Source organism: Mycobacterium sp. URHD0025 (assembly GCF_000426065.1).
Lineage (GTDB): Bacteria > Actinomycetota > Actinomycetes > Mycobacteriales > Mycobacteriaceae > Mycobacterium.
Genome location: NZ_KE384491.1, coordinates 424,358 through 448,544 on the forward strand (window position 1 = coordinate 424,358; position 24,187 = coordinate 448,544).

At 67.1% G+C, this 24,187-nt stretch carries 24 protein-coding genes; 12 read left to right on the top strand and 12 right to left on the bottom strand.

What is annotated here, in order from left to right; genetic code table 11:
* Positions 1-17 precede the first annotated feature (17 nt).
* The 3 genes from H977_RS0130460 to H977_RS0130470 are packed head-to-tail and all read left to right on the top strand — an operon-like array spanning position 18 to position 2,785.
* Positions 18-1,070, top strand: a complete 1,053-nt coding sequence (locus tag H977_RS0130460; protein ID WP_029111405.1) for an ABC transporter ATP-binding protein — start codon at positions 18-20, stop codon at positions 1,068-1,070.
* A 1-nt stretch (position 1,071) separates the two neighbouring features.
* On the top strand, positions 1,072-1,998 hold the full coding sequence (locus H977_RS34600; protein ID WP_051289235.1) for a sugar phosphate isomerase/epimerase family protein: 927 nt from the start codon (positions 1,072-1,074) through the stop codon (positions 1,996-1,998).
* 22 nt (positions 1,999-2,020) lie between these two features.
* Complete coding sequence (locus tag H977_RS0130470; RefSeq protein ID WP_029111406.1) at positions 2,021-2,785, top strand: SDR family NAD(P)-dependent oxidoreductase; 765 nt, start codon at positions 2,021-2,023, stop codon at positions 2,783-2,785.
* A gap of 88 nt (positions 2,786-2,873) precedes the next feature.
* Here H977_RS0130470 and H977_RS0130475 read toward each other — a convergent pair whose 3' ends face one another.
* Together H977_RS0130475 and serA are read right to left on the bottom strand one after the other, a co-directional pair.
* Positions 2,874-3,887 carry a 3-isopropylmalate dehydrogenase gene (locus tag H977_RS0130475; RefSeq protein ID WP_029111407.1) on the bottom strand — a complete coding sequence of 338 codons (1,014 nt, stop codon included), beginning with the start codon at positions 3,885-3,887 and terminating at the stop codon, positions 2,874-2,876.
* On the bottom strand, positions 3,884-5,470 hold the full coding sequence (serA, locus tag H977_RS0130480; RefSeq protein WP_029111408.1) for a phosphoglycerate dehydrogenase: 1,587 nt from the start codon (positions 5,468-5,470) through the stop codon (positions 3,884-3,886). Before serA ends, H977_RS0130475 begins: the two co-directional genes overlap by 4 nt.
* 60 nt (positions 5,471-5,530) lie before the next feature.
* Here serA and H977_RS0130485 point away from each other — a divergent pair, with 60 nt between their 5' ends.
* From H977_RS0130485 to H977_RS0130495, 3 genes are all read left to right on the top strand, one after another.
* Positions 5,531-6,961 carry a phytoene desaturase family protein gene (locus tag H977_RS0130485; protein ID WP_029111409.1) on the top strand — a complete coding sequence of 477 codons (1,431 nt, stop codon included), beginning with the start codon at positions 5,531-5,533 and terminating at the stop codon, positions 6,959-6,961.
* Positions 6,958-7,569, top strand: a complete 612-nt coding sequence (wrbA, locus tag H977_RS0130490) for an NAD(P)H:quinone oxidoreductase (RefSeq protein ID WP_029111410.1) — start codon at positions 6,958-6,960, stop codon at positions 7,567-7,569. The genes H977_RS0130485 and wrbA overlap by 4 nt, the downstream gene beginning before the upstream one ends.
* A 67-nt stretch (positions 7,570-7,636) precedes the next feature.
* Entirely contained in the window at positions 7,637-7,975 is a 339-nt protein-coding gene (locus H977_RS0130495; protein ID WP_029111411.1) for a hypothetical protein, read from the top strand.
* Between the two features lie 73 nt (positions 7,976-8,048).
* Here H977_RS0130495 and ilvC read toward each other — a convergent pair whose 3' ends face one another.
* The 3 genes from ilvC to H977_RS0130510 form a co-directional block, all read right to left on the bottom strand.
* Positions 8,049-9,050 (bottom strand): ketol-acid reductoisomerase, encoded by a 1,002-nt coding sequence (gene ilvC, locus H977_RS0130500; RefSeq protein WP_196808366.1) that lies wholly within the window; start codon positions 9,048-9,050, stop codon positions 8,049-8,051.
* A gap of 67 nt (positions 9,051-9,117) precedes the next feature.
* Positions 9,118-9,630, bottom strand: a complete 513-nt coding sequence (gene ilvN / locus H977_RS0130505; protein WP_019343133.1) for an acetolactate synthase small subunit — start codon at positions 9,628-9,630, stop codon at positions 9,118-9,120.
* The gene (locus H977_RS0130510; RefSeq protein WP_029111413.1) at positions 9,630-11,492 is read right to left on the bottom strand and encodes an acetolactate synthase large subunit; all 1,863 of its coding nucleotides are present in this window, start codon (positions 11,490-11,492) and stop codon (positions 9,630-9,632) included. Before H977_RS0130510 ends, ilvN begins: the two co-directional genes overlap by 1 nt.
* A 365-nt stretch (positions 11,493-11,857) precedes the next feature.
* Here H977_RS0130510 and H977_RS0130515 point away from each other — a divergent pair, with 365 nt between their 5' ends.
* Positions 11,858-12,199, top strand: a complete 342-nt coding sequence (locus H977_RS0130515) for a PH domain-containing protein (RefSeq protein WP_051289237.1) — start codon at positions 11,858-11,860, stop codon at positions 12,197-12,199.
* Between the two features lie 10 nt (positions 12,200-12,209).
* Here the strand turns inward: H977_RS0130515 and H977_RS0130520 are convergent, their stop codons facing one another.
* Positions 12,210-13,052 carry a DoxX family protein gene (locus H977_RS0130520; RefSeq protein ID WP_029111415.1) on the bottom strand — a complete coding sequence of 281 codons (843 nt, stop codon included), beginning with the start codon at positions 13,050-13,052 and terminating at the stop codon, positions 12,210-12,212.
* A gap of 135 nt (positions 13,053-13,187) precedes the next feature.
* Here H977_RS0130520 and H977_RS0130525 point away from each other — a divergent pair, with 135 nt between their 5' ends.
* Positions 13,188-14,309: a PQQ-dependent sugar dehydrogenase gene (locus tag H977_RS0130525; protein ID WP_029111416.1), complete on the top strand. Its 1,122-nt coding sequence runs from the start codon at positions 13,188-13,190 to the stop codon at positions 14,307-14,309.
* A gap of 101 nt (positions 14,310-14,410) precedes the next feature.
* Complete coding sequence (locus tag H977_RS0130530) at positions 14,411-15,070, top strand: TetR/AcrR family transcriptional regulator (protein WP_051289239.1); 660 nt, start codon at positions 14,411-14,413, stop codon at positions 15,068-15,070.
* Between the two features lie 7 nt (positions 15,071-15,077).
* On the opposite strand, the gene gatB is transcribed toward H977_RS0130530, so the two are convergent.
* Together gatB and H977_RS0130540 are read right to left on the bottom strand one after the other, a co-directional pair.
* Entirely contained in the window at positions 15,078-16,589 is a 1,512-nt protein-coding gene (gene gatB / locus H977_RS0130535) for an Asp-tRNA(Asn)/Glu-tRNA(Gln) amidotransferase subunit GatB (protein WP_029111418.1), read from the bottom strand.
* 25 nt (positions 16,590-16,614) lie between these two features.
* On the bottom strand, positions 16,615-17,088 hold the full coding sequence (locus H977_RS0130540) for a MarR family winged helix-turn-helix transcriptional regulator (protein ID WP_029111419.1): 474 nt from the start codon (positions 17,086-17,088) through the stop codon (positions 16,615-16,617).
* A gap of 74 nt (positions 17,089-17,162) precedes the next feature.
* Here H977_RS0130540 and H977_RS0130545 point away from each other — a divergent pair, with 74 nt between their 5' ends.
* Positions 17,163-17,855: an NAD(P)-dependent oxidoreductase gene (locus H977_RS0130545; protein ID WP_029111420.1), complete on the top strand. Its 693-nt coding sequence runs from the start codon at positions 17,163-17,165 to the stop codon at positions 17,853-17,855.
* Between the two features lie 6 nt (positions 17,856-17,861).
* On the opposite strand, the gene H977_RS0130550 is transcribed toward H977_RS0130545, so the two are convergent.
* Genes H977_RS0130550 through gatC form a run of 3 tightly spaced genes read right to left on the bottom strand, consistent with a single transcriptional unit; the run spans position 17,862 to position 20,735 of the window.
* Positions 17,862-18,893: an ATP-dependent 6-phosphofructokinase gene (locus H977_RS0130550; protein WP_029111421.1), complete on the bottom strand. Its 1,032-nt coding sequence runs from the start codon at positions 18,891-18,893 to the stop codon at positions 17,862-17,864.
* Positions 18,894-18,948: 55 nt separating this feature from the next.
* Positions 18,949-20,430, bottom strand: coding sequence for an Asp-tRNA(Asn)/Glu-tRNA(Gln) amidotransferase subunit GatA (gatA, locus tag H977_RS0130555; protein ID WP_029111422.1), 1,482 nt, complete (start codon positions 20,428-20,430; stop codon positions 18,949-18,951).
* Between the two features lie 5 nt (positions 20,431-20,435).
* Positions 20,436-20,735, bottom strand: coding sequence for an Asp-tRNA(Asn)/Glu-tRNA(Gln) amidotransferase subunit GatC (gene gatC / locus H977_RS0130560; RefSeq protein ID WP_019343142.1), 300 nt, complete (start codon positions 20,733-20,735; stop codon positions 20,436-20,438).
* A 103-nt stretch (positions 20,736-20,838) separates the two neighbouring features.
* Here gatC and H977_RS0130565 point away from each other — a divergent pair, with 103 nt between their 5' ends.
* Positions 20,839-21,498 carry an ACT domain-containing protein gene (locus tag H977_RS0130565; protein WP_029111423.1) on the top strand — a complete coding sequence of 220 codons (660 nt, stop codon included), beginning with the start codon at positions 20,839-20,841 and terminating at the stop codon, positions 21,496-21,498.
* 10 nt (positions 21,499-21,508) lie between these two features.
* Here the strand turns inward: H977_RS0130565 and ligA are convergent, their stop codons facing one another.
* Entirely contained in the window at positions 21,509-23,611 is a 2,103-nt protein-coding gene (gene ligA, locus H977_RS0130570; protein WP_029111424.1) for an NAD-dependent DNA ligase LigA, read from the bottom strand.
* Between the two features lie 172 nt (positions 23,612-23,783).
* Between ligA and H977_RS0130575 the strand changes: the two genes are divergently transcribed.
* The gene (locus tag H977_RS0130575; RefSeq protein WP_029111425.1) at positions 23,784-24,185 is read left to right on the top strand and encodes an MmcQ/YjbR family DNA-binding protein; all 402 of its coding nucleotides are present in this window, start codon (positions 23,784-23,786) and stop codon (positions 24,183-24,185) included.
* Positions 24,186-24,187 lie beyond the last annotated feature (2 nt).

Here is a 24,187-nt window from a genome sequence, read left to right on the forward strand (position 1 = left end):
GGCAATTTGGAGATCCCATGGCAACTATCACCTTTCGCGATGTGTGCAAGGACTACGGTCACCTACGCATCGTCGACAAACTCAACCTCGACCTGCCGGATGGCTCGATGACGGTCCTGGTGGGTCCGTCGGGATGCGGGAAGTCGACATCCCTGCGCATGCTGGCGGGCCTGGAACAGATCAGTTCCGGTGACATCTTCATCGGCGAGCGCAATGTCACACACGTGGACACCAGGGACCGGGATATCGCGATGGTGTTCCAGAACTACGCGCTGTACCCACACCTGAACGTACTGAACAACATCGCCTTCCCGTTGCGGGCCAAGAAGGTCAAGAAGGCCGAAGCGCACCGCCGCGCCACCGAGGTCGCCGAATCGATCGGCCTCGGCAATCTGCTCAACCGGCGACCCAAGGACCTCAGCGGTGGTCAGCAGCAGCGGGTCGCCATCGCCCGTGCCATCGTCCGCGAACCCTCGGTGTTCCTGTTCGACGAACCACTGAGCAACCTGGACGCCAAGCTGCGGGTGGAGACCCGCACCGAACTGCTACACATCCAGCGCCGGCTGGGCATCACCTCGTTCTATGTCACCCATGACCAGGAAGAGGCGATGACGCTGTCGGACCGCATGGTGGTGATGCGGGAGGGCGGCGTGGCACAGGCAGGCACTCCGTTGGAGGTGTACTCGAAGCCGGCGGACACATTCGTCGCCACGTTCGTCGGTTCACCGAAAATGAACCTGATCCCGGGTGCCAATGAAACCGGCTCATTCCGAAGCGAATCCGGTCTGCAGCTCGACCTCACCGCACCGTGTACCGGTCCGGTCATCCTCGGCGTGCGTCCCGACGATCTACTGCTCACCCCGGAGCCTGACGCCACCGCCACCGTGACTCTGGTGGAACTGCTTGGGCCGCGCGCCATCGTCACCGTCGCTGCAGGCGATGTCGAGCTGACGGCGGTCACCGAGGTCAGCCGACTCGGTGGCGTGACCCCTGGTGCACCGGTGAGCCTCCAGATCCGGCCCGACAGCGGACACTTCTTCGATCATTCGACCGGAAAGCGAATCAACTGAGATGACAACCACATCCGCCGGCGGACCCGACCTGATCCTCGGAATCAACACGTGCTTCGCGGTCAAACGCTGGCCGCAACCGGCGGCGTGGGCCCGCATCGTCACCGAGGAGCTGGGCCTCGACACCGTGCAGCTCAGCTTGGATCTGGTGCCGTTCGGCCTGAGCAAGGACGCGATCCGCCGATACGCCGAACGGGTCCGCACCACCGCCGACGAATTCGGTATCACCATCCACAGCGTGTTCACCGGGCTGGCCGCCTACTCCTCCCCTCTGTTGCTCTCCGAGGACCCGTACGACCGCGCCGCGGCCTTCGACTGGTATCGGGAGATGATCGCCTTCACCGCGGCGGTCGGGGCAACCGGACTCGGCGGGCACATCGGTGCACTGTCGGTATCGGCGGCCGCCGATCCCACGCTGTCGAAAACTCTCATCGCCACCGAGCTGGACCTGATGCGGGAACTCGCCGAGTCCGCCGCCGACGCCGGGCTCGACCATCTGCAGTTCGAAAATCTCGCTGTCGCAAGGGAGTACGGCCACAGCATCGACGAGGCACACGCCATCGAGACCGAACTCGCCGGTACCGCTGTGCCGTGGCGGCTGTGCCTGGACCTGGGGCATCCGTCGTCGCTGACGCCCGGCACACCCAGTGCCGACCCCCTCGCGTGGCTGGACGAGAAGTGGGTGAACACCCCGGTGGTGCAGTTGCAGCAGTCACCCGTCGGTGCGGACCACCACGGCCCGTTCACCGCGGCGGCCAATGCCGCAGGCACCGTCGACCGAGATGCCGTGCTGGCCAAGTTGTCCGGCTGGAACGGTGATGTCCACCTGTTTTTCGAGATCATCCATTCGAATGAATATCCCGACCAGACCGTTCTGGACGAGTTGCGCGAAAGCGTGCAGTACTGGCGCGCCCGGCTCCACAACTGATCAACAACTGAAGGGAATTCACATGGATACCGGCCTGCGCGACTCCGTTGCCTTCGTCACCGGCGGAGGCACCGGGATCGGACGCTGTACGGCACTGGCGCTCGCAGCCGAAGGCGCGGCCGTCGCCGTCGCCGACATCCACATCGAGTCCGCCCGGGCCACCGTCGCCGAACTGACCGCACACGGCGCCGAAGCCGTTGCCGTACAGGCAGATGTGAGCGATGAGGAGTCGGTGGCCGATGCCATCGCGACAACCGCCCACGAACTCGGCAGCCTCGACTCACTGGTGCTGTGTGCCGGCATCTCCGGGCTCTACGGCAGATCGATCGACGAGATCAGCACCGGCGATTGGGACCGGATGTTCGATATCAACGTGAAGGGCCAATGGCTGCCGGTCAAGCACGCGCTCCCGTTCCTGCGGCTCAGCTCGAAAGCTTCGGTCACCATCGTCGCCTCGGATTCCGCACTGGTCGCCTCACCGCTGCACGTACCGTACTGCGCCTCCAAAGGTGCGCTGATCATGATGGTCAATGCCATGGCCGTCGACCTCCGGGCCGACGGCATCCGGGTGAATTGCGTGTGCCCCAGTGTGGTGAACACTCGAATGCCCAAGAACGACATCGGCTTGCCCGACGACGCCGATCTCGGCGACCGTTACCCGATCCACGAGCCCGAGGACATCGCCCGCTACCTGACTTTCCTCGCCTCACCTGCCGCGGCGACCATCAGCGGGCACGCACTCGTAGCGGATTTCGGATTCGTCGGACAGTCCTCGTTCCCCATGTGATGCCGCGCCCACCACAACCGTCGAGGGTGCGCTGAGCGCACCGGAATGCCAGAAATCCCGCTCTCACCGCACGCTCGACGCGAAAAACCTACAGCAGCGAAACGATCCGCTCGCCGACCTCGCTGGTCGAGAGCGTGACATCGCCGCGGGTAGCCAGGTGCTCGCTGACGGCCTTGTCGACCCGCGCGGCGGCGTCGGTTTCGCCGATGTGGTTGAGCAGCAGCGCCACGCTCATCACGGCGGCGGTCGGATCGGCGATCCCCTGCCCGGCAATGTCGGGTGCGCTGCCGTGCACGGGCTCGAACATGGACGGGTTGGTGCCCGTCGCATCGATATTGCCCGAGGCGGCCAGGCCGATACCGCCGGACACCGCGGCCGCCAAATCGGTGATGATGTCGCCGAACAGATTGTCGGTGACGATCACGTCGAACCGGCCGGGGTCGGTGACCATGTGGATGGTCGCGGCATCGATGTGCTGGTAGGCAGTCTCGACGTCCGGGTAATCCGCACCGATCTCGTCGACGGTGCGCTTCCACAGCGAGCCGGCAAACGCCAGCACGTTGTTCTTGTGCACCAGGGTGAGGTGATGGCGAGGCCTGCGCTGCGCCAACTCGAAGGCGTAGCGCACCACTCGTTCCACACCGAAGCGGGTGTTGGTGGACACCTCGGTGGCGACCTCGTGCGGAGTGTCCACCCGGATCGCGCCACCGGTTCCGGTGTAGGGACCTTCGGTGCCTTCGCGCACCACCACGAAGTCGATCTCCGGGTTGCCGGCCAGCGGGCTGGAAACGCCGGCGAACAACTTCGACGGCCGCAGGTTCACGTGGTGGTCCAATGCGAACCGCATGTTCAGCAGCAGTCCGCGCTCGAGCACACCGCTGGGCACCGAGGGATCACCGATGGCGCCCAACAGGATTGCGTCGTAGCCCTTGAGCTCGTCGACGAAGCCTTCCGGCAGAGTCTCGCCGGTCGCGTGGTAGCGCCGCGCGCCCAGGTCGTATTCGGTCCGGTCCACACCGGGCAGGACCGCGTCGAGCACTTTCAGTGCCTCGGCGATGACCTCCGGACCGATGCCGTCACCGGCGATAACAGCGAGTTTCATGACAGGTCGACCACTTCCAGCGTCGTGGCGTCGACCGCGGCAGAGATCGCGGCGCGCACGTCTTCGGGCACATCGGTGTCGAGGCGCAGCATCACGATGGCGCTGTCACCGTCGACATCCTGGCTCAACTGTGCGGCCAGGATGTTGACGTTCGCGCCGCCGAGCAGGGTGCCGATCTTGCCGAGCGCTCCCGGCTGATCGTTGTAGTTGACGATGAGGTTGTAACCCTCGGCCCGAAGGTCGAAGTTGCGTCCGTTGATCTGGACGATCTTCTCGACCAGCTGGGGGCCCGACAGGGTGCCGGCCACATTCAGTGAGCTGCCGTCGGCGTGCACGGCGCGGACGTCGACCACGCTGCGGTGGTTGGGGCTCTCGGTGGCGGTGCTGATCTCAGACGCCACTCCCCGGTCGGTGGCCAGCGTCGGGGCGTTGACGAACGTCACCTGTTCGTCGACCACGGCGGAGAACAATCCGCGCAGCGCTGACAGCTTCAGGATCTCGACGTCCTCGGAAGCCAGCTCGCCGCGCACCTGCACGGACAGCGACACCGGAGCCGCATCGGACAGCGCGCCGACGAGCAGACCGAGTTTGCGCACCAGGTCCAGCCAGGGCGCGACCTCTTCGCCGACGGCTCCGCCGCCGACGTTGACGGCGTCCGGCACGAATTCGCCGGCCAGGGCGAGCTTCACGCTGGCGGCCACATCGGTGCCGGCCCGGTCCTGCGCCTCGGCGGTCGAGGCACCCAGGTGCGGTGTCACGACGACCTGAGGCAGCTCGAACAGCGGGCTGTCGGTGCACGGTTCGGTCGAGAAGACGTCGAGACCGGCAGCGCGCACGTGGCCGCTGTTGATCGCATCGGCCAGGGCCTGCTCGTCGATCAGGCCGCCGCGGGCGGCGTTGACGATGATGACGCCCGGCTTGGTCTTGGCCAGGTTCTCCTTGCCGAGCAGACCCGCGGTCTCCTTGGTCTTGGGCAGGTGCACCGAGATGAAGTCCGCGCGGCCGAGCAGCTCGTCCAGCGGCAGCAGCTCGATACCCAGCTGGGCGGCGCGGGCCTGCGAGACATAGGGGTCGTACGCGACGATGTGCGCGCCGAAGGCAGCAAGACGCTGAGCGACCAGCTGGCCGATGCGGCCCAGGCCGACGACGCCGACGGTCTTGTCGAAGATCTCGACGCCCGAGAACGACGACCGCTTCCAGGTGTGCTCACGCAGGGTCGCGTCGGCGGAGGGAATCTGGCGGGCCGTGGACAGCAGCAGGGCGATGGCATGTTCTGCGGCGCTGTGGATGTTCGACGTGGGCGCGTTGACCACCAGCACCCCGCGCGCGGTCGCGGCGTCGACATCGACGTTGTCCAGGCCGACGCCCGCGCGGGCGACGATCTTGAGTTTGGGGGCGGCGGCGATGACCTCGGCGTCGACCGTGGTGGCGGAACGCACCAGAAGCGCATCGGCTTCCGGCACGGCAGCGAGCAGCTTCTCGCGGTCCGGACCGTCGACCCACCTGACCTCTACCTGGTCACCGAGCGCGGCGACGGTCGATTCCGCGAGCTTGTCGGCAATCAAAACAACGGGAAGACTCACGCGGACAGCCTAGTGTGTGCGCTCTACCACAGCCGAACCGCGTGCGGTGTACTGATGGGCGTGGACGTCACCATCGTCGGCAGCGGCCCCAACGGGCTGTCCGCCGCTGTCATCTGCGCCCGGGCCGGACTTTCGGTGCGCGTGATCGAGGCCCAGCCGACGCCGGGTGGCGGCGCCCGCACCCTGCCCGACCCCGAGTTTCCCGGGGTCAGCCACGACCTCTGTTCGGCCGTGCATCCGCTGGCGCTGGCCTCGCCGTTCTTCGCCGCCTACGACCTGCGGGCCCGCGGGGTGCGGCTGGCCGTCCCCGAAATCTCGTACGCGAGCCCGCTGACCGACCGGCCCGCCGCGGTCGGCTACCGCGACATCGAGCGCACCTGCGATGAATTGGACCACGGAGATTCCTGGCGACGCCTGCTCGGACCGCTGGCCGCCGACTGTGATGGCGTGGTGGGCCTCATTCTCGGCGACAAACGGTCCCTGCCTCCGTCGGTCCCGGCCGCCTTGAAGTTGGGCCCCCGGCTTCTGGCCCAGGGCACGCCGCTGTGGCGGTCACTGGCGGGCGAGGACGCCCGAGCCCTGTTCAGTGGTGTTGCCGCGCACACGATTTCAACCATGCCGTCCCTGGTTTCGGGAGGCGCGGGGTTGATGCTGGCCACTCTGGGACATGCGGTGGGATGGCCGATTCCCATCGGCGGTTCCCAAGCCATCCCCGACACGTTGCTCGCCGACCTCACCGCACACGGCGGTGAACTGATCGTCGGACAGGAGGTCGTCGAACCACCGGGCGGCGTCGTCATCTACGACACCGCACCCACCGCCCTCCTGGCGATCTACGGCAAGGCCCTGCCGGCGCGCTATGCCCGGGCGCTGAGCCGCTATACGTACGGGCCGGGGGTGGCGAAGGTCGATTTCGTGTTGAGCGGCGACATCCCATGGCGTGACCCGCGTCTGGCGCAGGCGCCGACATTGCACCTGGGCGGCAGCCGGGCGCAGATGGCATCGGCCGAGTCCGAGATCGCCGCGGGGCGCCACGCCGAATGGCCCATGGTGCTGGCCGCACTCCCCCATATCGCCGACCCGTCGCGCATCGACGACGCCGGTCGCCGCCCGCTGTGGACCTACGTCCACGTACCCAACAACTCCACGCTGGACCTGGCCGAGACCGTGACCGGGATCTTCGAACGGTTCGCGCCGGGCTTTCGCGATCTGGTTGTCGCCGTACGCAGTGTGCCCGCGTCGCGGATGGACGAGCACAACGCCAATCTGGTGGGCGGCGACATCGGCGTCGGCGCCAACAACATGGCCAGTGCGCTGCTGGGCCCCACGCCCCGGTTCGATCCCTGGACCACACCGATGCCGAAGGCCTACCTGTGCTCGTCGGCCACCCCGCCCGGCGGCGGCGTGCACGGTATGGCCGGCTTCTACGCGGCTCGCACCGTACTGAAACGCGAGTTCGGCATCACGGACCTGCCTAAGCTGGCGCCATGAGCAACTCCGGACCCAAGGTCGCCGTCATCTACTACTCCGCGACCGGCCACGGCACCACGATGGCTCAGCGGGTCACCGCCGCTGCCGAGGCGGCCGGCGCCGAGGTGCGGTTGCGGCCCGTCGCCGAGACCGCCGATCCGGAGTCCTTCGCCCACAACCCGGCCTGGACCGCCAATTACCAAGCCACCAAGGATCAACCGAGCGCCACCGGTGACGACATCGTGTGGGCGGATGCGGTGATCTTCGGCTCCCCCACCCGGTTCGGTTCTGTCGCTTCGCAATTGCGTGCGTTTCTGGACTCACTCGGCGGCCTGTGGTCGCAGGGCAAGCTCGCCGACAAGGTCTATGCGGGGTTCACCTCGACCAACACCGCACACGGCGGGCAGGAGACCACGCTGTTGACGCTGTACGTGACGCTGATGCACTGGGGTGGGATCATCGTGCCGCCGGGCTACACCGACCCGCTCAAGTTCGTCGACGGCAACCCGTACGGCGCGAGTCTGATCGCCAACCACGACAACATCGGCGAGTTCGATGACGCCACCTACGACGCACTGGATCACCTGGCCCGTCGAGTGGTCAGTGTGGCAGCACGGCTGCGCGCATAGGCAGCGCCGCCCGATCTGACGAAAACTGCTGCGCTGCGGCCTTACCCGGATCGCTTAGATTTGAGCGGTGAACAGTGGCATCGCGCGGCTGGTGGGTTCGGTCCCCCACACCGATCCGATCATGAAATTGTTCGCGGTGGGCGACATGGATCTCTATCACGTGAGCCCGCCGCTGCACGGCTACAACGTCGTCGCCGCTTCCCAGCAGCTGTGGGCCATGCGCGCGCAGTGCATCTACCCCGACGGCCGGATCGAACCGCCCGAGCCCGACGACCCGGTATCGACCGAGCTCTACGGCGTGGTCGGCGAAGGCCTGCAGATCGACAGCACCGAGAAGCTTCCGGGCAGCGCCGACGGCCGAAGTGTGGTCCGCACGCTGGCCGCCATGGGTTACACGATCATTTAGAAAGCCGAAAGGCCAGTTATCGCACGCTTTTTCGTGGTTCGCGTGCAACAACTGGCCAGTCGGCGTCGGAAATTTAGGCCGTTTCGGTGATCGGCCGGTCGACCCAGCTCATCAGGTCGCGCAGCTTCTTGCCGGTGACCTCGATGGGGTGCTCGGCGTTGGCCTTGCGCAGGCCCTCGAGCTCCTTGTTGCCGCCCTCGACGTTGGCGACCAGGCGCTTGACGAAGGTGCCGTCCTGGATGTCCTTGAGAATGTCCTTCATCCGCTCTTTGGTACCGGCGTCGATGACCCGCGGTCCGGACAGATAGCCGCCGAACTCCGCGGTGTCGGACACCGAGTAGTTCATGCGGGCGATGCCGCCCTCGTACATCAGGTCGACGATCAGCTTGAGCTCGTGCAGCACCTCGAAGTAGGCCATCTCGGGGGCGTAGCCCGCCTCGACCATGACCTCGAAACCGGTCTTCACCAGTTCCTCGGTGCCACCGCACAACACGGCCTGCTCACCGAACAGGTCGGTCTCGGTCTCTTCCTTGAAGGTGGTCTTGATGACACCGGCGCGGGCACCGCCGATGGCGGCGGCATACGACAGCGCCAGGGCCTGGCCCTCACCCTTGGGATCCTGGTCGACCGCGATCAGACAGGGCACACCCTTGCCGTCGACGAACTGGCGGCGCACCAGGTGGCCGGGGCCCTTCGGGGCAACCATGCCGACGGTGACGTTGGCCGGCGGGGTGATCAGGTCGAAGTGGATGTTGAGGCCGTGGCCGAAGAACAGCGCGTTGCCGTCCTCAAGGTTGGGCTCGATGTCGTTCTTGAAGATCTCCGCCTGCGCGGTGTCGGGCGCGAGCACCATGATCACGTCGGCCCACTTGGCCACCTCGGCCGGGGTGTCGACCTCGAGGCCCTGCTCCTCGACCTTGACGCGGGACTTCGAGCCCTCTTTCAGACCGACCTTGACCTGGACGCCCGAGTCGCGCAGCGACAGCGAATGCGCGTGCCCCTGGCTGCCGTAGCCGATGACGGCGACCTTGCGACCCTGGATGATCGACAGGTCCGCGTCGGCGTCATAAAACATCTCAACTGCCATGCGAAATTATCCTTCTCTTTCTAGCTCTACAGCCGATTAACGCTACTTGACGTGTTTACTTCACTGCGCTGATACCACGGGGTCCGCGGGAGACCGACACCATGCCGGACTGTGCGATCTCGCGGATACCGTAGGGCTCCAGGACCCGCAGCAGGGCCTCCAGCTTCTCCGGGGTACCGGTCGCCTCGACCGTCAGAGACTCTGTCGAGACATCGACGACCTTGGCGCGGAACAGGTTCACCGCTTCGATGACCTGACCACGGTTGCTCGCGTCGGCGCGCACCTTGATCAGGGCGAGCTCGCGGGAGACGGAGTTGTCATCCTCCTGCTCGACGATCTTGATCACGTTGATCAGCTTGTTGAGCTGCTTGGTGATCTGCTCCAGCGGCGATTCCTCGACACTGACCACGATCGTCATCCGGGACATGTGCTTCTGCTCGGTGGCGCCCACAGCCAGGGACTGGATGTTGTAGCCGCGGCGCGAGAACAGCGAGGCCACCCTGGCGAGAACGCCGGGCTTGTCCTCGACCAGCACCGAAAGGGTGTGAGTGGGGGTGGTGTTGCTCATCAGGCATGCCCCTCGGCGTCGTTTTCGTCGAACAGCGGACGGATATCGTGGGCCGCCATGATCTCGTCGTTGCTGGTGCCGGCGGCGACCATCGGCCACACCTGCGCGTCGGCACCGACGATGAAGTCGATCACGACCGGGCGGTCGTTGATGGCGCGGGCCTGGTTGATGACGTCCTCGACATCCTCGGCCCGCTCGCAGCGCAGACCGACACAGCCGAGCGCCTCGGCCAGCTTGACGAAGTCCGGGATCCGGCGCGAGTGCGTCGCCAGATCGGTCTGGCTGTAGCGCTTTTCGTAGAACAGCGTCTGCCACTGCCGGACCATGCCCAGATTGCCGTTGTTGATCAACGCCACCTTGATCGGCGCACCTTCGATGGCGCAGGTGGCCAGCTCCTGGTTGGTCATCTGGAAGCAGCCGTCACCGTCGATGGCCCACACCTCGGCTTCGGGGCGGGCGAATTTGGCGCCCATCGCCGCCGGGACGGCGTAGCCCATGGTGCCCAGGCCGCCCGAGTTCAGCCAGGTTTTGGGATTCTCGTATTTGACGAACTGCGCCGCCCACATCTGGTGCTGGCCCACACCGGCCACGTACACCGCCTCGGGTCCGGCGATCTGGCCGAGCTTCTCGATGACGTACTCAGGGCTCAGGCTGCCGTCACTCTGCGGGCCGTAGCTCAGCGGGTAGGTCTCCTTGAGGCCGGACAGGTACTCCCACCAGCTGTCGAGTTTCAGTGCGGCGCTTGTGGTTCCGTCGCGGCGCAGCACCTCGGTCAGATCGGTGATGACGGCCTTCACGTCCCCCACGATCGGCACATCGGCGTGCCGGTTCTTGCCGATCTCGGCGGGGTCGATGTCGGCGTGGATCACCTTGGCGTCCGGGGCGAACGTGGACAGCTGACCGGTGACCCGGTCGTCGAACCGGGTACCCAGCGCGATCAGCAGATCGCTGCGCTGCAGCGCACCCACGGCGGCCACGGTGCCGTGCATGCCCGGCATACCCAGGTGCTGCGGGTGGCTGTCGGGGAACGCACCGCGGGCCATCAACGTGGTGACGACCGGGATGCCGGTGAGCTCGGCCAGTTCGAGCAGTTCGGCACTGGCCTCACCGCGGATGACACCACCGCCGACATAGAGCACCGGCTTGGCGGCCGCGGCGATCAGCTTGGCGGCCTCACGCACCTGACGGCTGTGCGGCTTGGTGTTCGGCTTGTAGCCGGGCAGGTCCATCTGCGGAGGCCAGGAGAAGGTGCACTGGCCCTGCAGGATGTCCTTGGGAACGTCGACGAGCACAGCTCCGGGACGTCCGCTCCTGGCGATGTGGAAGGCCTCGGCCATCACCTGGGCGATGTCGTCACCGTTGCGCACCAGGAAGTTGTGCTTGGTGATCGGCATGGTCATGCCGGTGATGTCGGCTTCCTGGAAGGCGTCGGTGCCGATCAGGCTGCGCCCCACCTGCCCGGTGATGGCCACCACCGGGATGGAGTCCATCTGGGCGTCGGCCAGGGGCGTGATCAGGTTGGTCGCGCCCGGACCCGAGGTCGCCATCATCACGCCGACCTTGCCGGTGGCGTGGGCATAACCGCTGGCGGCGTGGCCTGCGCCCTGCTCATGGCGAACCAGCACGTGCCGTAGCTTCTGCGAGTCGAACAGCGGATCGTAGACCGGCAAGACCGCGCCGCCGGGGATACCGAACACGACGTCGACACCGAGCTCTTCCAGCGACCGGACGACCGCTTGGGCGCCGGTGAGCTGCTGGGGGGCAACCCGATTGGGCTGTGCCGAATCTGACTTGGCCTTGGTTGCGCCGTTGGCAGGCGCGGTTCCCGACCGGGCTGGCGGTCGCGTTGTCGGTGCGCTCACGATGTCCTCTTCACGGTCCTATTCACGTTCCTTTTCAGGAAATCTCTTTTTTCACTGGTGGCGGCGCCTTTTGGCAAATAAAAAACCCCCGTCAGCCGGTAGCTGTACGAGGGTGGCGCGTCGATGCGGTTGGCTATGCCCGGCAGGGGGCCAGCGCGGCATCAACGCGCCAACCAATTACTACGAGCGATCCGGGGGTGTGCATAGCACCTGACGGTAGCTGCCGTACAGGTTAAAGGTCAAATTCGTCCCCGACGGGCCCGCGCGGCGGGCGGCCATGGGGCGGGCCGGTGTTCGGCTGGTGCAAGGATGAACCTGTGAGCGCACGATCGGCAACCGCCCCTGTCGTCATCCGGATATCGCCCATGGCGCACCTGGCAGTCGGCTTCCTGACGCTCGGCCTACTGACCCTGGTGCTGAGCAATCCAGCCTTGTTCTCGGTGCTGCTGGTGATCCCGGTTGCCTTGTCGGCGGCCATCATTCGGTACCGCACGACCGCCGATACCGACACCGTCACAGCACGTTCTCTCACGCGCAGGCGCACGGTGTCGTGGGGCGATATCAAGGGACTCCGATTCGACCGGTCGTCGTGGGCGATCGCCGACCTGAACGACGGAACCGACCTGCGCCTGCCGGCCGTGACGTTCGCGACTTTGCCGTTGCTGACCGAGGTGAGCGGCGGCCGCGTACCGAATCCGTACGCCTGACGGTTCAGTTTCAGCCGAGCGGGTTGCCGCCGTTGAGCAGCACCCAGATGGCGATGCCACCGGCAACGCCGAGCAACAGCGCCACGAAGGATCCGACGAAGGGCCGCCGGGCCCAGCCTCGACCGGCGTCGAATCCGTAGCGGCCCGGGCCCGTCAGGATGATCGCGGCCGCGGCCACGACGACGATCAACCGGTACTCGGTGCCGTCGGTGATGACTTCCGAGAGCCGGGCCTGCTCATGGGCTGCCATCGCCGTGGCGAGCACTCCATTGATCAGGTAGGCCAGTGCGCCGGCCGCCGCGATCGGCGTGAACAGCCCCAGGACCAGCAGGACACCGGCGGCGATCTGGCCCCCGGTAGCGGCATAGGTGAGGATGTCGGCGTTCTTGAAGCCCATCTCGCCCAGCGTTGTGTTGAACCCGTCGAGTCCAGGGCCGCCCCACCAACCGAACGCCTTTTGCAGGCCGTGGATGATCATCAGCCCACCGAGCGCCACGCGCAGGATCAGTAGACCGAGGTCCTGGGTTCCTCGCCGCCCGGCAGCCCTGACGCGGTCGTCGACCAACTCGTCGCGCTCAATCTCGGCCGGTTCGGCCGAGAAGGACCCGATCGGGGCCGGTCCGCCCGGTTGCGCATACGGCAGCGGCTCAGGGTCGGAGACCATGCTGAACGCCGACTGGTCGTCCGATTTGGAGTCATACCGCGGAATCGCGGTGGTCTCGAAGTCCCCGCCGTAGGTCGCCGACGGCAGGTCGTCTTCTGGGTCGACCAGGCTGGCCCCGGCCGGCCTGGCGGAATCGTCCGAGTAACCCGGTCGTTGCCAGGCTTGTGGGTCCTGCGGGTGACTGGTCACAGCTGCCAGGGTAAGTGCAAGGTCGGTCCGATCCGGGTATTTACCCCGGCGCTTCTGCCTGGTATCGGGCTGCTATGGACCAGGCGCGCGGTCCCGACGTGGCGCGTACTGCCGAGGCATCCGTAATCTGGCGGCATGAAATCGCGCCGGCGGATGACGGGGGTGGCCGCCGTTCTGTGCGCCGCGATGCTGGTCGGTTCGGGCTGCGCCCGATTCGACGCGGCCCAGTCCGAGCCTTTCACCACACAACCGAAGATGGAGCCGGGTCCGACCACGACACCTCCGCCTCCGCCACCACTGCCGGCCAAGCCGTTCCCCAAGGAATGCAAGGCGACGGGCGTGATGCAGGGCTGCCTGGACAGCACCAGCGGTTTGATCATGCTTCCCGACAGCCAGTCCGCCTTGGTCGGCGAACGGCTCACCGGCGCGGTCAAGCAGGTGTCGGTGAAGGCCGAACCGAAGGTGAAGGTGACGCTTCCGGTCGATCCCTCCGGGGACGGTGGGCTGATGGACATCGTCTTGTCACCGACCTACGGCCAGGACCGGTTGATGTACGCCTACGTGAGTACACCGACCGACAACCGGGTGATCCGCATCGCCGACGGCGACGTGCCGAAACCGATCCTCACCGGTATCCCCAAGGGCGCCACCGGCAACATGGGGTCACTGACCTTCACCAGCAAGACCACCCTTCTGGTGCAGACGGGCGATGCGGGTGATCCCGCATTGGCCGCCGATCCCGCGTCGCTGGCGGGCAAGGTGCTGCGCATCGAGCAGCCCACCACGGTCAACCAGGCCCCGATCACCACGGCGCTGAGCGGCCTTGGTGCCGCCGGGGCCATGTGCGTCGATGCGTCGGACGGCTCGCTGTACGTCACCGACCGCACTCCGAGCGCCGATCGACTGCAACGGATCACCAAGGATTCCAAGGTGTCCACGGTGTGGACCTGGCCGGACCGGCCCGGCGTCGCCGGGTGTGCCGCCCTGGAGGGCACCGTGCTGGTCAATCTGGTCGACTCCAAGAAGACCGTCGCGGTACGGCTGGCACCCGACACCGGCGCGGTCACCGGTGACCCTGAGGTGGTTCGGGAGAACGTGCGCGGTCACGCGTGGGCGTTGCAGCTCTCCCCCGACGGCAACGTGTGGGGCGCGACGGTGAACCGGACGGCCGGAGATGCCGAGAGCTTCGACGACGTCGTGTTCCCACTCTTCCCGCAGGGCGGCGGCTTCCCGCGCAGCAATGCCGACAACACCTGAGCCACAAGCCATTTCGGAATAGGTCGGCTGTCCGGGCCTGACCGGAACCGGCTGCGCCGAAGGGTCGATATGAATACAACGCGCATAATCTGCCCTTAGAAATGGTTCGTCTATCACGTACCATTGGCCGGGTGCCTGACCGCCAGCGCCGCAGATATGCTCCGCGGCTACCGCGTGAAGAACGGCGCGAGCAACTCCTGGATGCAGCGCTGACCGTGCTCCACGACTGCCCCTTGCACGAGCTGAGGATGGAAGCCGTCGCCGAGGCCGGCGGCGTCGGCAAACCAGTCCTCTACACCGCATTCCGGACACGCACCGAGCTGGTGACCGCCTTGCTCATCCGCGAACATCAGCATGGACTGAGCCAGGTGCTGACCGCCCTGCCCGACAATCTGTCCGCGGCGAGCCCGACGGACGCCTACACCGCGACGGTGACCGGTTTCCTGCGCTGCGTCCTGGAGAATCCGACCCGCTGGCGACTGATCCTGACGGTGCCTGACAGCGCTCCGCGGGACTATCGCGCGGCGGTCCGCAATGCGCGCAACCAGATCCTCACGCAGGTCGAGCAGATGGCGAAAGCCGGCATCGCCGTCGACCCCCGGCTTTCCGCGCTGGACGCGGAACTGCTCGGCCACACGCTGCTCTCGTTCGCAGAGATGTTGGGCCGCCTGGCCGTGCACGATCCGGACAACTACCCGCGCGAGCGGCTCGAGCAATATGCCGCCGCGGCGATGACGATGTTCGCCGGCCCGGAGAGTTGACGAGCGGTCACCCGCTCTGGCCGCACGCGGCCAGGACCAGCTCACGAACCCGGGCGGCGTCGGCGGACCCCTTGGTCGCCTTCATCACCGCGCCGACGATCGCGCCGGCGGCCTGAACCTTGCCGCCCCGGATCTTCTCCACGACATCGGGGTTGGCGGCCAGCGCCTCGTCCACAGCGGTCTGGATCACCGCATCGTCGCGCTCGAGCGCCAATCCGCGGTCGGTCATCACCTGCTCGGGTTCGCCCTCGCCGGCGAGCACGCCCTCGATCACCTGGCGGGCCAGCTTGTTGGAGAGCTTGCCCTCGTCGACGAGTTTGACGACGGCAGCCACCTGGGCCGGGGTGATCAGAAGATCGGACACCGACACTTCGGTTTCGTTGGCCTTCTGCACCAGGAAGTTGCCCCACCATGCACGGGCTGCCTCACTGGAGGCGCCATGGGAGACGGTGGCCGCCACCAGCTCGACCGCGCCGGCGTTGACCAGATCGCGCATCACCTCGTCGGAGACGCCCCACTCCTCCTGAATCCGCTTGCGCGACAACCACGGAAGCTCAGGGATGGTCTCGCGCAACCGCTCGACCAACTCAGCGCTGGGAGCGACCGGCTCAAGGTCGGGCTCGGGAAAGTACCGGTAGTCCTGCGCGGTTTCCTTGCTCCGCCCCGGCGAGGTGTAACCATCCTCGTGGAAATGCCGCGTTTCCTGGGTGACGGTGCCGCCGGAGTTGAGAACCGCTGCCTGACGGCGCATCTCGTACCGGACGGCAACTTCGACGCTCTTGAGCGAGTTGACGTTCTTGGTCTCGGTGCGGGTGCCGAACTCGGTGGCGCCCACCGGCTTGAGGGACAGGTTCGAGTCGCAGCGCATCGAACCCTGATCCATGCGCACGTCCGATACTCCCAAGCCGCGCAACAGGTCTCGCAGTGCCGTGACATAGGCGCGGGCGATTTCGGGTGCCCGGGCACCGGTTCCCTCGATCGGCCTGGTGACGATCTCGATCAGTGGAACGCCGGCCCGGTTGAAGTCGGCCAGCGAGGTCGTCGCCCCCGCGATGCGTCCGGTATCGCTGCCCAGGTGCGTCAGCTTGCCGGTGTCCTCTTCCATGTGCGCACGCTCGATCTCGACGCGGAAGGTGGTGCCGTCATCGAGCGGCACGTCGAGATATCCGTTGATCGCGATCGGCTCGTCGTATTGCGAGATCTGATAGTTCTTCGGCTGATCGGGGTAGAAGTAGTTCTTCCGGGCGAACCGGCCCCACGGCGCGATATCGCAGTTGAGCGCCAGGCCGATGCGGATCGCCGCCTCGACGGCCGCCTCGTTGAGCACCGGCAGGGAGCCGGGCAGCCCGAGGCACACCGGGCAGACCAGCGTGTTGGGCTCGGCACCGAACCGATTGGCGCAGCCGCAGAACATCTTGGTGGCCGTGGACAGCTCGACGTGCACCTCCATGCCCATGACGGGCTCGTAGGCGGCGATGACGTCGTCGTAGTCAACGAGTTCAGCGGTAGCGACAGACATGGCGTCGATCCTAATGGGCGCCCGTTCAGGCCAGCCCGGGGTGGACGCCGGGGATCAGGCCGGCCGCGGCGGACAGCCGTCGCAACGCCTGTCGCAGCGCCTCGCGTTCCTCGTCGGACAGCGGGGCGGTCACCTCGTCCTCGAGCGCCCGACCTGCCGAGTCCAGCGCCGGCAGCAGTTCGCGGGCCCGCCCGGTCAGCGACACGGCGAATGCCCGCCGGTCGTCGGGGTGTGGCCGGCGTTCGACCAGACCTTCGGTTTCCAGCGTGTCGATCAGGGTGACCATGACATTGCGGTGCAGCCCCAGGCGTTCATAGAGCTCACGCTGCGACTGCCCGTCGGCGGCGGCCAGCGCCAGCAGGACCGCGGTGGCCCGGGGATGCAGGCCCAGCGGTTCGAGCCGGGCCTTGAACGCCTCGGCGACATATGCGCCGAGTTGGGACAGCAGAAACGGTATGCGCTGATCGAGCGCGGACACACCGATCGGTTCGTCAGCCACATTGCGGACACTAGCACCGTCGATGATTGTCATTTAGAGTGATTGTCACTATTAGTGACTATTTGGGAGACCACATGCGAATCGTCATCTTCGGCGCCAACGGGGCAACCGGACGCCTGCTCACCCGCCGCGCCCTCGACACCGGCCACACCGCCGTGGCGGTCACCCGCCACCCCGGGCAGTTTCCGATCAGCGATGCCGCGCTCACGGTCGCCGAAGCCGACGTGCACGACGCAGCAGCGGTCAGCGCCGTGGTCGACGGGGCCGACGCTGTGCTGTCCACGCTGGGGGTCACCTTCACCATGGATCCCGTCGACACGTACTCGGTCGGCGTGGGGAACATCGTCACCGCGATGCGCGAGACCGGAGTCGACCGACTGGCCGTCGTGAGCTCCACCGCCATCGCCGACTACCCCGGCCGCACCGATACCCCGTTCGCGTTGCGCGTGATCCAGCCCGTGATCAGCCGCATCTTCGGCCGGACCCTCTACGCCGACATGCGCCGCATGGAGGACATCGTGGGCGGCAGCGGATTGAACTGGACGATCGTGCGGCCCTCGGGCCTGTTCGACCTGCCCTACGTCACCGACTACATCGCCGGCCGGTGCGACCCGGTGGGCGCATTCACCTCGCGCACCGATCTCGCCGACTACCTGCTGAAGCTGGCCGAAACACCCGAAAGCGGTGCGACCGTGACCGTTTCGACCACAGCGGACACTCCGTCCATGTGGCAGTTGCTGCGCCGCGAAGCACTCAAGAGTGCATGAATTCCCTCAGCCGAAGAACTCGGCGGCGTCGTCGTAACGGGACTGCGGTACCAGTTTGAGGTGGCGGGTCGCATCGGCCAGCGATACCCGGCCGATGTCCTGCCCCTGCAACGACACCATCATCCCGAACTCGCCGGCGTGCGCGGCATCGGCGGCATTCACGCCGAAGCGGGTGGCCAGCACCCGGTCGTACGCCGTCGGGGTTCCGCCGCGCTGGACATGGCCGAGCACGGTGACCCGGACGTCCTTCTTGATCCGTTTCTCCACCTCGAGCGCCAATTGTTGCGCCACACCGGTGAACCTCTCGTGACCGAACTCGTCCATACCGCCCTGGCGCAGTTGCATGGTGCCCTCGGCCGGTTTCGCGCCCTCGGCCACCACGCAGATGAAGTGTGACGATCCGTGCTGGAACCGCTTCTTGACCAGCCGGCAGACATCCTCGACATCGAAGGGCTGCTCGGGGATCAGCGTCATATGCGCACCCGAGGCCAGCCCGGCGTTCAGCGCGATCCAGCCGGCATGGCGGCCCATCACCTCGACCAGCATGACGCGCTGGTGCGATTCGGCGGTGCTGTGCAGCCGGTCGATGGCTTCCGTCGCCACCTGCAGGGCCGTGTCGTGGCCGAACGTCACGTCAGTGCAGTCGATGTCGTTGTCGATGGTCTTCGGCACCCCGACCACCGGAACGTTCTCCTCGGACAACCAGTGCGCGGCGGTCAAGGTGCCCTCGCCGCCGATCGGGATCAACACGTCGATCCCGTTGTCTTCGAGTGTCTGCTTGATCTGGTCGAGCCCGGCCCGCAGCTTGTCCGGGTTGACCCGCGCGGTGCCCAACATGGTGCCGCCCTTGGCCAGCAGCCGGTCATTGCGATCGTCGTTGGCCAGCTGGATACGACGGTCCTCCAGCAGGCCACGCCAGCCGTCGAGAAATCCGACGACGGAGGATCCGTAGCGCTGGTCGCAGGTACGCACCACCGCCCGGATCACCGCGTTCAGGCCAGGACAATCACCGCCGCCGGTGAGAACTCCGATGCGCATGCGCACCATCTTGCCCCGCCGGACACAACCGTGCCGTGGTTGAGGGCGTGCCGGGTTACAACGCGCTGGGCAGTGGGCCGCGGGCAGCCTCGTAGGCAGCGCCCACGCGGTACAGCCGATCGTCTGCCAGTGCAGGCGCCATGATCTGCAGACCGACGGGCAGACCGTCGTCGGGCGAGAGGCCCGAGGGCACCGACATGCCGCAGTGCCCGGCCAGGTTCAGCGGCAGGGTGCACAGGTCGAACAGATACATGGCCAGCGGGTCATCGACCTTCTCGCCCAACCGGAACGCCGTGGTCGGTGTGGCCGGAGATACCAGGACGTCCACATTCTGGTAGGCCTGCTCGAGGTCGCGGGCGATCAGCGTCCGGACCTTCTGCGCCTGGTTGTAGTAGGCGTCGTAGTAGCCGGCGGACAGGGCGTAGGTGCCGATCATGATCCGGCGCTTGACCTCGGGCCCGAACCCGGCGGCGCGGGTCAACGCCATGACTTCCTCGGCGCTGTGCGTGCCGTCGTCGCCGACGCGCAGGCCGAACCGCATCGCGTCGAAGCGCGCCAGGTTGCTCGACACCTCGGACGGCAGGATCAGGTAGTACGCGTCCATCGCATGGTCGAAGTGCGGACAGTCGACCTCGGTGACCTCCGCCCCGAGCGCGGTGAGCTGAGCGACGGCGGCATTGAACGACTCCAGCACGCCGGGCTGGTATCCCTCTCCGCGCAGCTGCTTGACGACACCGACCCGGACGCCCTTGAGATCGCCCGCCGCACCGGCCCGCGCCGCACCGACCACATCGGGCACCGGGGCGTCGACGGAGGTGGAGTCACGCGAGTCATGACCGGCGATCACCTGGTGCAGCAGCGCGGTGTCCAGCACCGTGCGGGCGCACGGACCACCCTGATCAAGGGAGGACGCGCAGGCGATCAGGCCGTAGCGCGACACCGTGCCGTATGTCGGCTTCACCCCGACGGTCGCGGTGAGCGCGGCGGGCTGACGGATCGACCCGCCGGTGTCCGTGCCGATGGCCAGCGGCGCCTGATAGGCGGCGAGCGCCGCAGCGCTACCGCCGCCCGAACCTCCGGGGACCCGCTCGGTGTTCCACGGGTTATGGGTCGGGCCGTAGGCCGAATTCTCGGTCGACGACCCCATGGCGAATTCGTCCATGTTGGTCTTGCCGAGAATCGGGATGCCCGCGGCGCGCAGCCGGGTGGTCACCGTCGCGTCGTACGGCGCACGCCAACCCTCGAGGATCTTGGATCCCGCGGTCGTCGGCATGTCGGTGGCGGTGAACACGTCCTTGAGCGCGAGCGGCACCCCCGCCAACGGCGAGGGCAGCGTCTCACCGGCGGCCACGGCGGCGTCGATACGGGCCGCCGCGGCGAGCGCCGAATCCGCCGCCACGTGCAGGAAGGCATGGAAACGGTCGTCGGTCTCCGCGATCTGGTCCAGGTGGGCCTGGGTCACCTCGGTCGAGGAGACCTCTTTGGCCGCGATCTGTGCACCCAGTGTCGCCGCGTCGCGGCGGGTCAGCTCACTCATGCCCGTCATTCACCCTCTCCGAGAATCCGCGGCACGGCGAAGCGCCCGTCTTCGGCGCGCGGCGCGGCGGCCAGCGCTTCCTCCTGCGTCAGGCACGGCTGGACGACGTCGGGCCGGCTGACGTTGACATCCTTCAGGGGGTTGTCTGTGGGCTCCACACCGGTGACGTCGACGGACTGGATCTGGCTGACGTGGCCGAGGATGGCATCCAGCTGGCCGGCGTAACTGTCCAGTTCGTCGTCGGTCAGCGCCAGGCGCGCCAGACGCGCCAGATGGGCTACCTCGTCTCGGGAGATCTTCGACACGACAAAGCAGCCTAGTCAAGCCACCAAACCGGGCTCCCCTCGGCAGTACTGCGGGCGGGTCACCGGCATGCCCCAGCCTGCCCGCTGTGCGAAGGTGATGCGCGTGTCTTCGTATCTGCTGCGGGTCCAGCTAGAGGACCGACCAGGCAGCCTCGGCTCACTCGCCGTTGCGCTCGGCTCGGTCGGTGCCGACATCCTGTCGCTCGACGTGGTCGAGCGCGGAACCGGCTACGCGATCGACGATCTGGTCGTCGACCTGCCGCAGGGCTCCATGCCGGACACCTTGATCACCGCCGCCGAGAACCTCTCCGGCGTCTACGTCGACAGCATCCGTCCCCACATCGGCCTGCTGGAAGCGCATCGCGAACTCGAGTTGATCGACCATGTTGCGGCCGCACGCGCCAAGGCCGATCGGCTGCGCGTGCTCGCAGAAGAGGCGCCCCGGGTTCTGCGTGTCAGCTGGTGCGTCGTGGTCCGCGCCACCGAAACCGGCGTGGAACGCATCGCCGGGAGCCATGGCGCGCCCGAGACGCAGGCCACGTCGGCGCCGTGGTTGCCGCTGGAACGGGCGGCCGCGCTCGACGCCACCGAGGACTGGGTGCCGCAGGTGTGGCGCGACATGGACACCACCCTGGCCGCCGCGCCACTGGGCGATCACCACACCGCGGTCATGCTCGGCCGTCCCGGCGGTCCGGGATTCCGGCCTTCGGAAGTGGCCCGGCTCGGCTACCTGGCCGGGATCGTCGCCACCATCCTGCGCTGAGACACCGCGGTCACCCCTCGTCGGTGGTGGCCTCTTCCGGTGCGGTCTGCGGTCCCTCTGCCAGCAAGGTCCGGAAGCCGTCCTCGTCGAGGATCGGGACCCCGAGTTCCACGGCCTTGTCGTACTTGGACCCCGGCGCATCCCCCGCGACCACGTACGCGGTTTTCTTGGAGACGGAGCTGGCCGCCTTGCCGCCGCGGCTGATGATGGCCTCCTTGGCCTCGTCGCGGGAGAAGCCGGGCAGGGACCCGGTCACCACGATCGACAGGCCCTCCAGGGTGCGTTCGATGCTGGCGTCGCGCTCGTCGGCCATCCTGACTCCGGCGGCGCGCCATTTGTCGACGATGGCGCGGTGCCAGTCGACACTGAACCAGTCGACGACCGCCGCGGCGATGGTCGGGCCCACCCCTTCGACCGCGGCAAGCTGCTCCTCGCCGGCCGCGATGATGGCGTCCAGGCTGGCGAACTCGGTGGCCAGCGCACGCGCGGCGGTGGGGCCGACGTGGCGGATCGACAACGCCACCAGCACCCGCCACAGCGGCTGGGCCTTGGCCTTGTCCAGATTGGCCAGCAACCGCTTGCCGTTGGCCGACAGCTCGCCGGCCTTGGTGGTGAACAGTTCGGTGCGCAACAACTGCTCGGCGGTCAGGGTGAACAGGTCTCCCTCGTCGGCGATCACCCCGGCCTGCAGCAGCGCGGTGGCCGCCTCATAGCCCAGCCCCTCGATGTCGAACGCGCCCCGGCCCGCGACGTGAAACACCCTCTCCCGCAACTGCGCTGGGCAACTGCGGGTGTTGGGGCAGCGGATGTCGGCGTCACCTTCCTTGGCGGGCGCCAGCACGGTGCCGCATTCGGGGCAGTTGGTCGGCATCACGAACGGACGCTCGGCCCCGTCGCGCAGATCGACCACAGGGCCGAGCACTTCGGGGATGACATCGCCGGCCTTGCGGATCACCACGGTGTCGCCGATCAGCACCCCCTTGCGCTGGACTTCCGTCGCGTTGTGCAGCGTCGCCAGGCCCACGGTCGACCCGGCCACCTTGACCGGCTCCATGTAGGCGAACGGGGTCACCCGGCCCGTCCGCCCCACACTCACCCGGATGTCGAGCAGTTTCGTGGTGGCCTCTTCCGGCGGGTACTTGTAGGCCACGGCCCAGCGCGGTGCGCGCGAGGTCGCGCCGAGCCGGCGCTGCAGCGCCACCTCGTCCACCTTGACCACCAGGCCGTCGATCTCATGGTCGACGTCGTGGCGGTGTTCACCCCAGTAGGCGATCCGCTCGGCGACCGCCGCGACGTCGGACACCTTCGCGGTGTGCGAGGACACCGGCAGGCCCCACTGGCCCAGTGCCCGGTAGGCGTCGTGCAACGACGTGAACGGGAGCCCCGTCGGGGTTTCTATGTGTCCGAGACCGTGGCAGATCATCCGCAACCGACGGCGCGCGGTGATCGCCGGATTCTTCTGCCGCAGCGAACCGGCCGCACTGTTGCGGGGGTTGGCGAACGGAGGTTTGCCCTCGGCGACCAATCCGGCGTTGAGTTCCTCGAAGTCCGCGACCCGGAAGAACACCTCGCCGCGCACCTCCAGCACGTCGGGCACCGGAAACTCGTCGGAGGGCGTGAGCCGCTCGGGGATGTCGGAGATGGTGCGGGCGTTGAGCGTCACGTCCTCGCCGCTGCGGCCATCGCCGCGGGTCGCCGCCCGCACCAGCCGGCCTTTGCGGTAGACGAGCGCCAACGCCACGCCGTCGATCTTCAGCTCGCACAGAAAGTGCGCGGCATTGCCCGTCTCCCCGCTGATCCGGGCCGCCCAGGCCGACAGCTCATCGGAATCGAACACGTTGTCCAGGGACAACATCCGTTCCAGGTGCTCGGCCGGGGCGAATTCGGTCGAGAACCCGGCTCCGCCGACGAGCTGGGTCGGGGAATCCGGCGTCCGTAGCTCCGGATGCTCCTCCTCGAGTGCCTGCAACTGCCGCAGCAGCACGTCGAAATCGGCGTCGGAGATGATCGGCGCATCTTTGACGTAGTACCGGAACTGATGGCCCCGCACCTCTTCTGCGAGTTCCTGCCAACGTCGTCGCAGGTCAGCGTCGTTAGTGTCGTTCGAGGTCACCCCCGCAGGTTAGTCCAGGGCCATGACAAGGGGCTCAGCCACCGGGCTCGGCCGACGCGGCCCGAGAACATCGCGATGCCGCCGTCGGGAGTCGTAGTCGTTGTGGCGATGGGCAATCCACCGGCCGGCTGTATCGGCCGTCGGGCACCGACCGCTCCACTAATCTGACGGCATGCCGCACCCGATCATGTTCAGCGACGACGACCTGGGACTGGCCGAACTCCGCACGGTGGCCCTGGGATTTCCCGGGGCTTTCGAAAAGATCTCGTGGGGCCGGCCTGTGTTCTGCGCGCCGAAGATGTTCGCGATGTACGGCGGCAACGTCAAACCCGAGGGCCGCGGCGAGATGGTGCCCTATCCGCATTCGCTGCTGATCAAGGTCGACGAGAGCGACCGCCGGGCGCTCGAACAGGACAGCCGCTTCTTCTTCCCGGCCTACATGGGCCCGTTCGGCTGGCTGGGTCTGGACTTCACTGCGGCGAAGGTAGATTGGCCCGAGGTCCGCGAACTCATCGACGCCTCGTTCCGTCTGGTTGCGTCGCGCCGGCTCATCAAACAACTCGACGAGAACTGAAC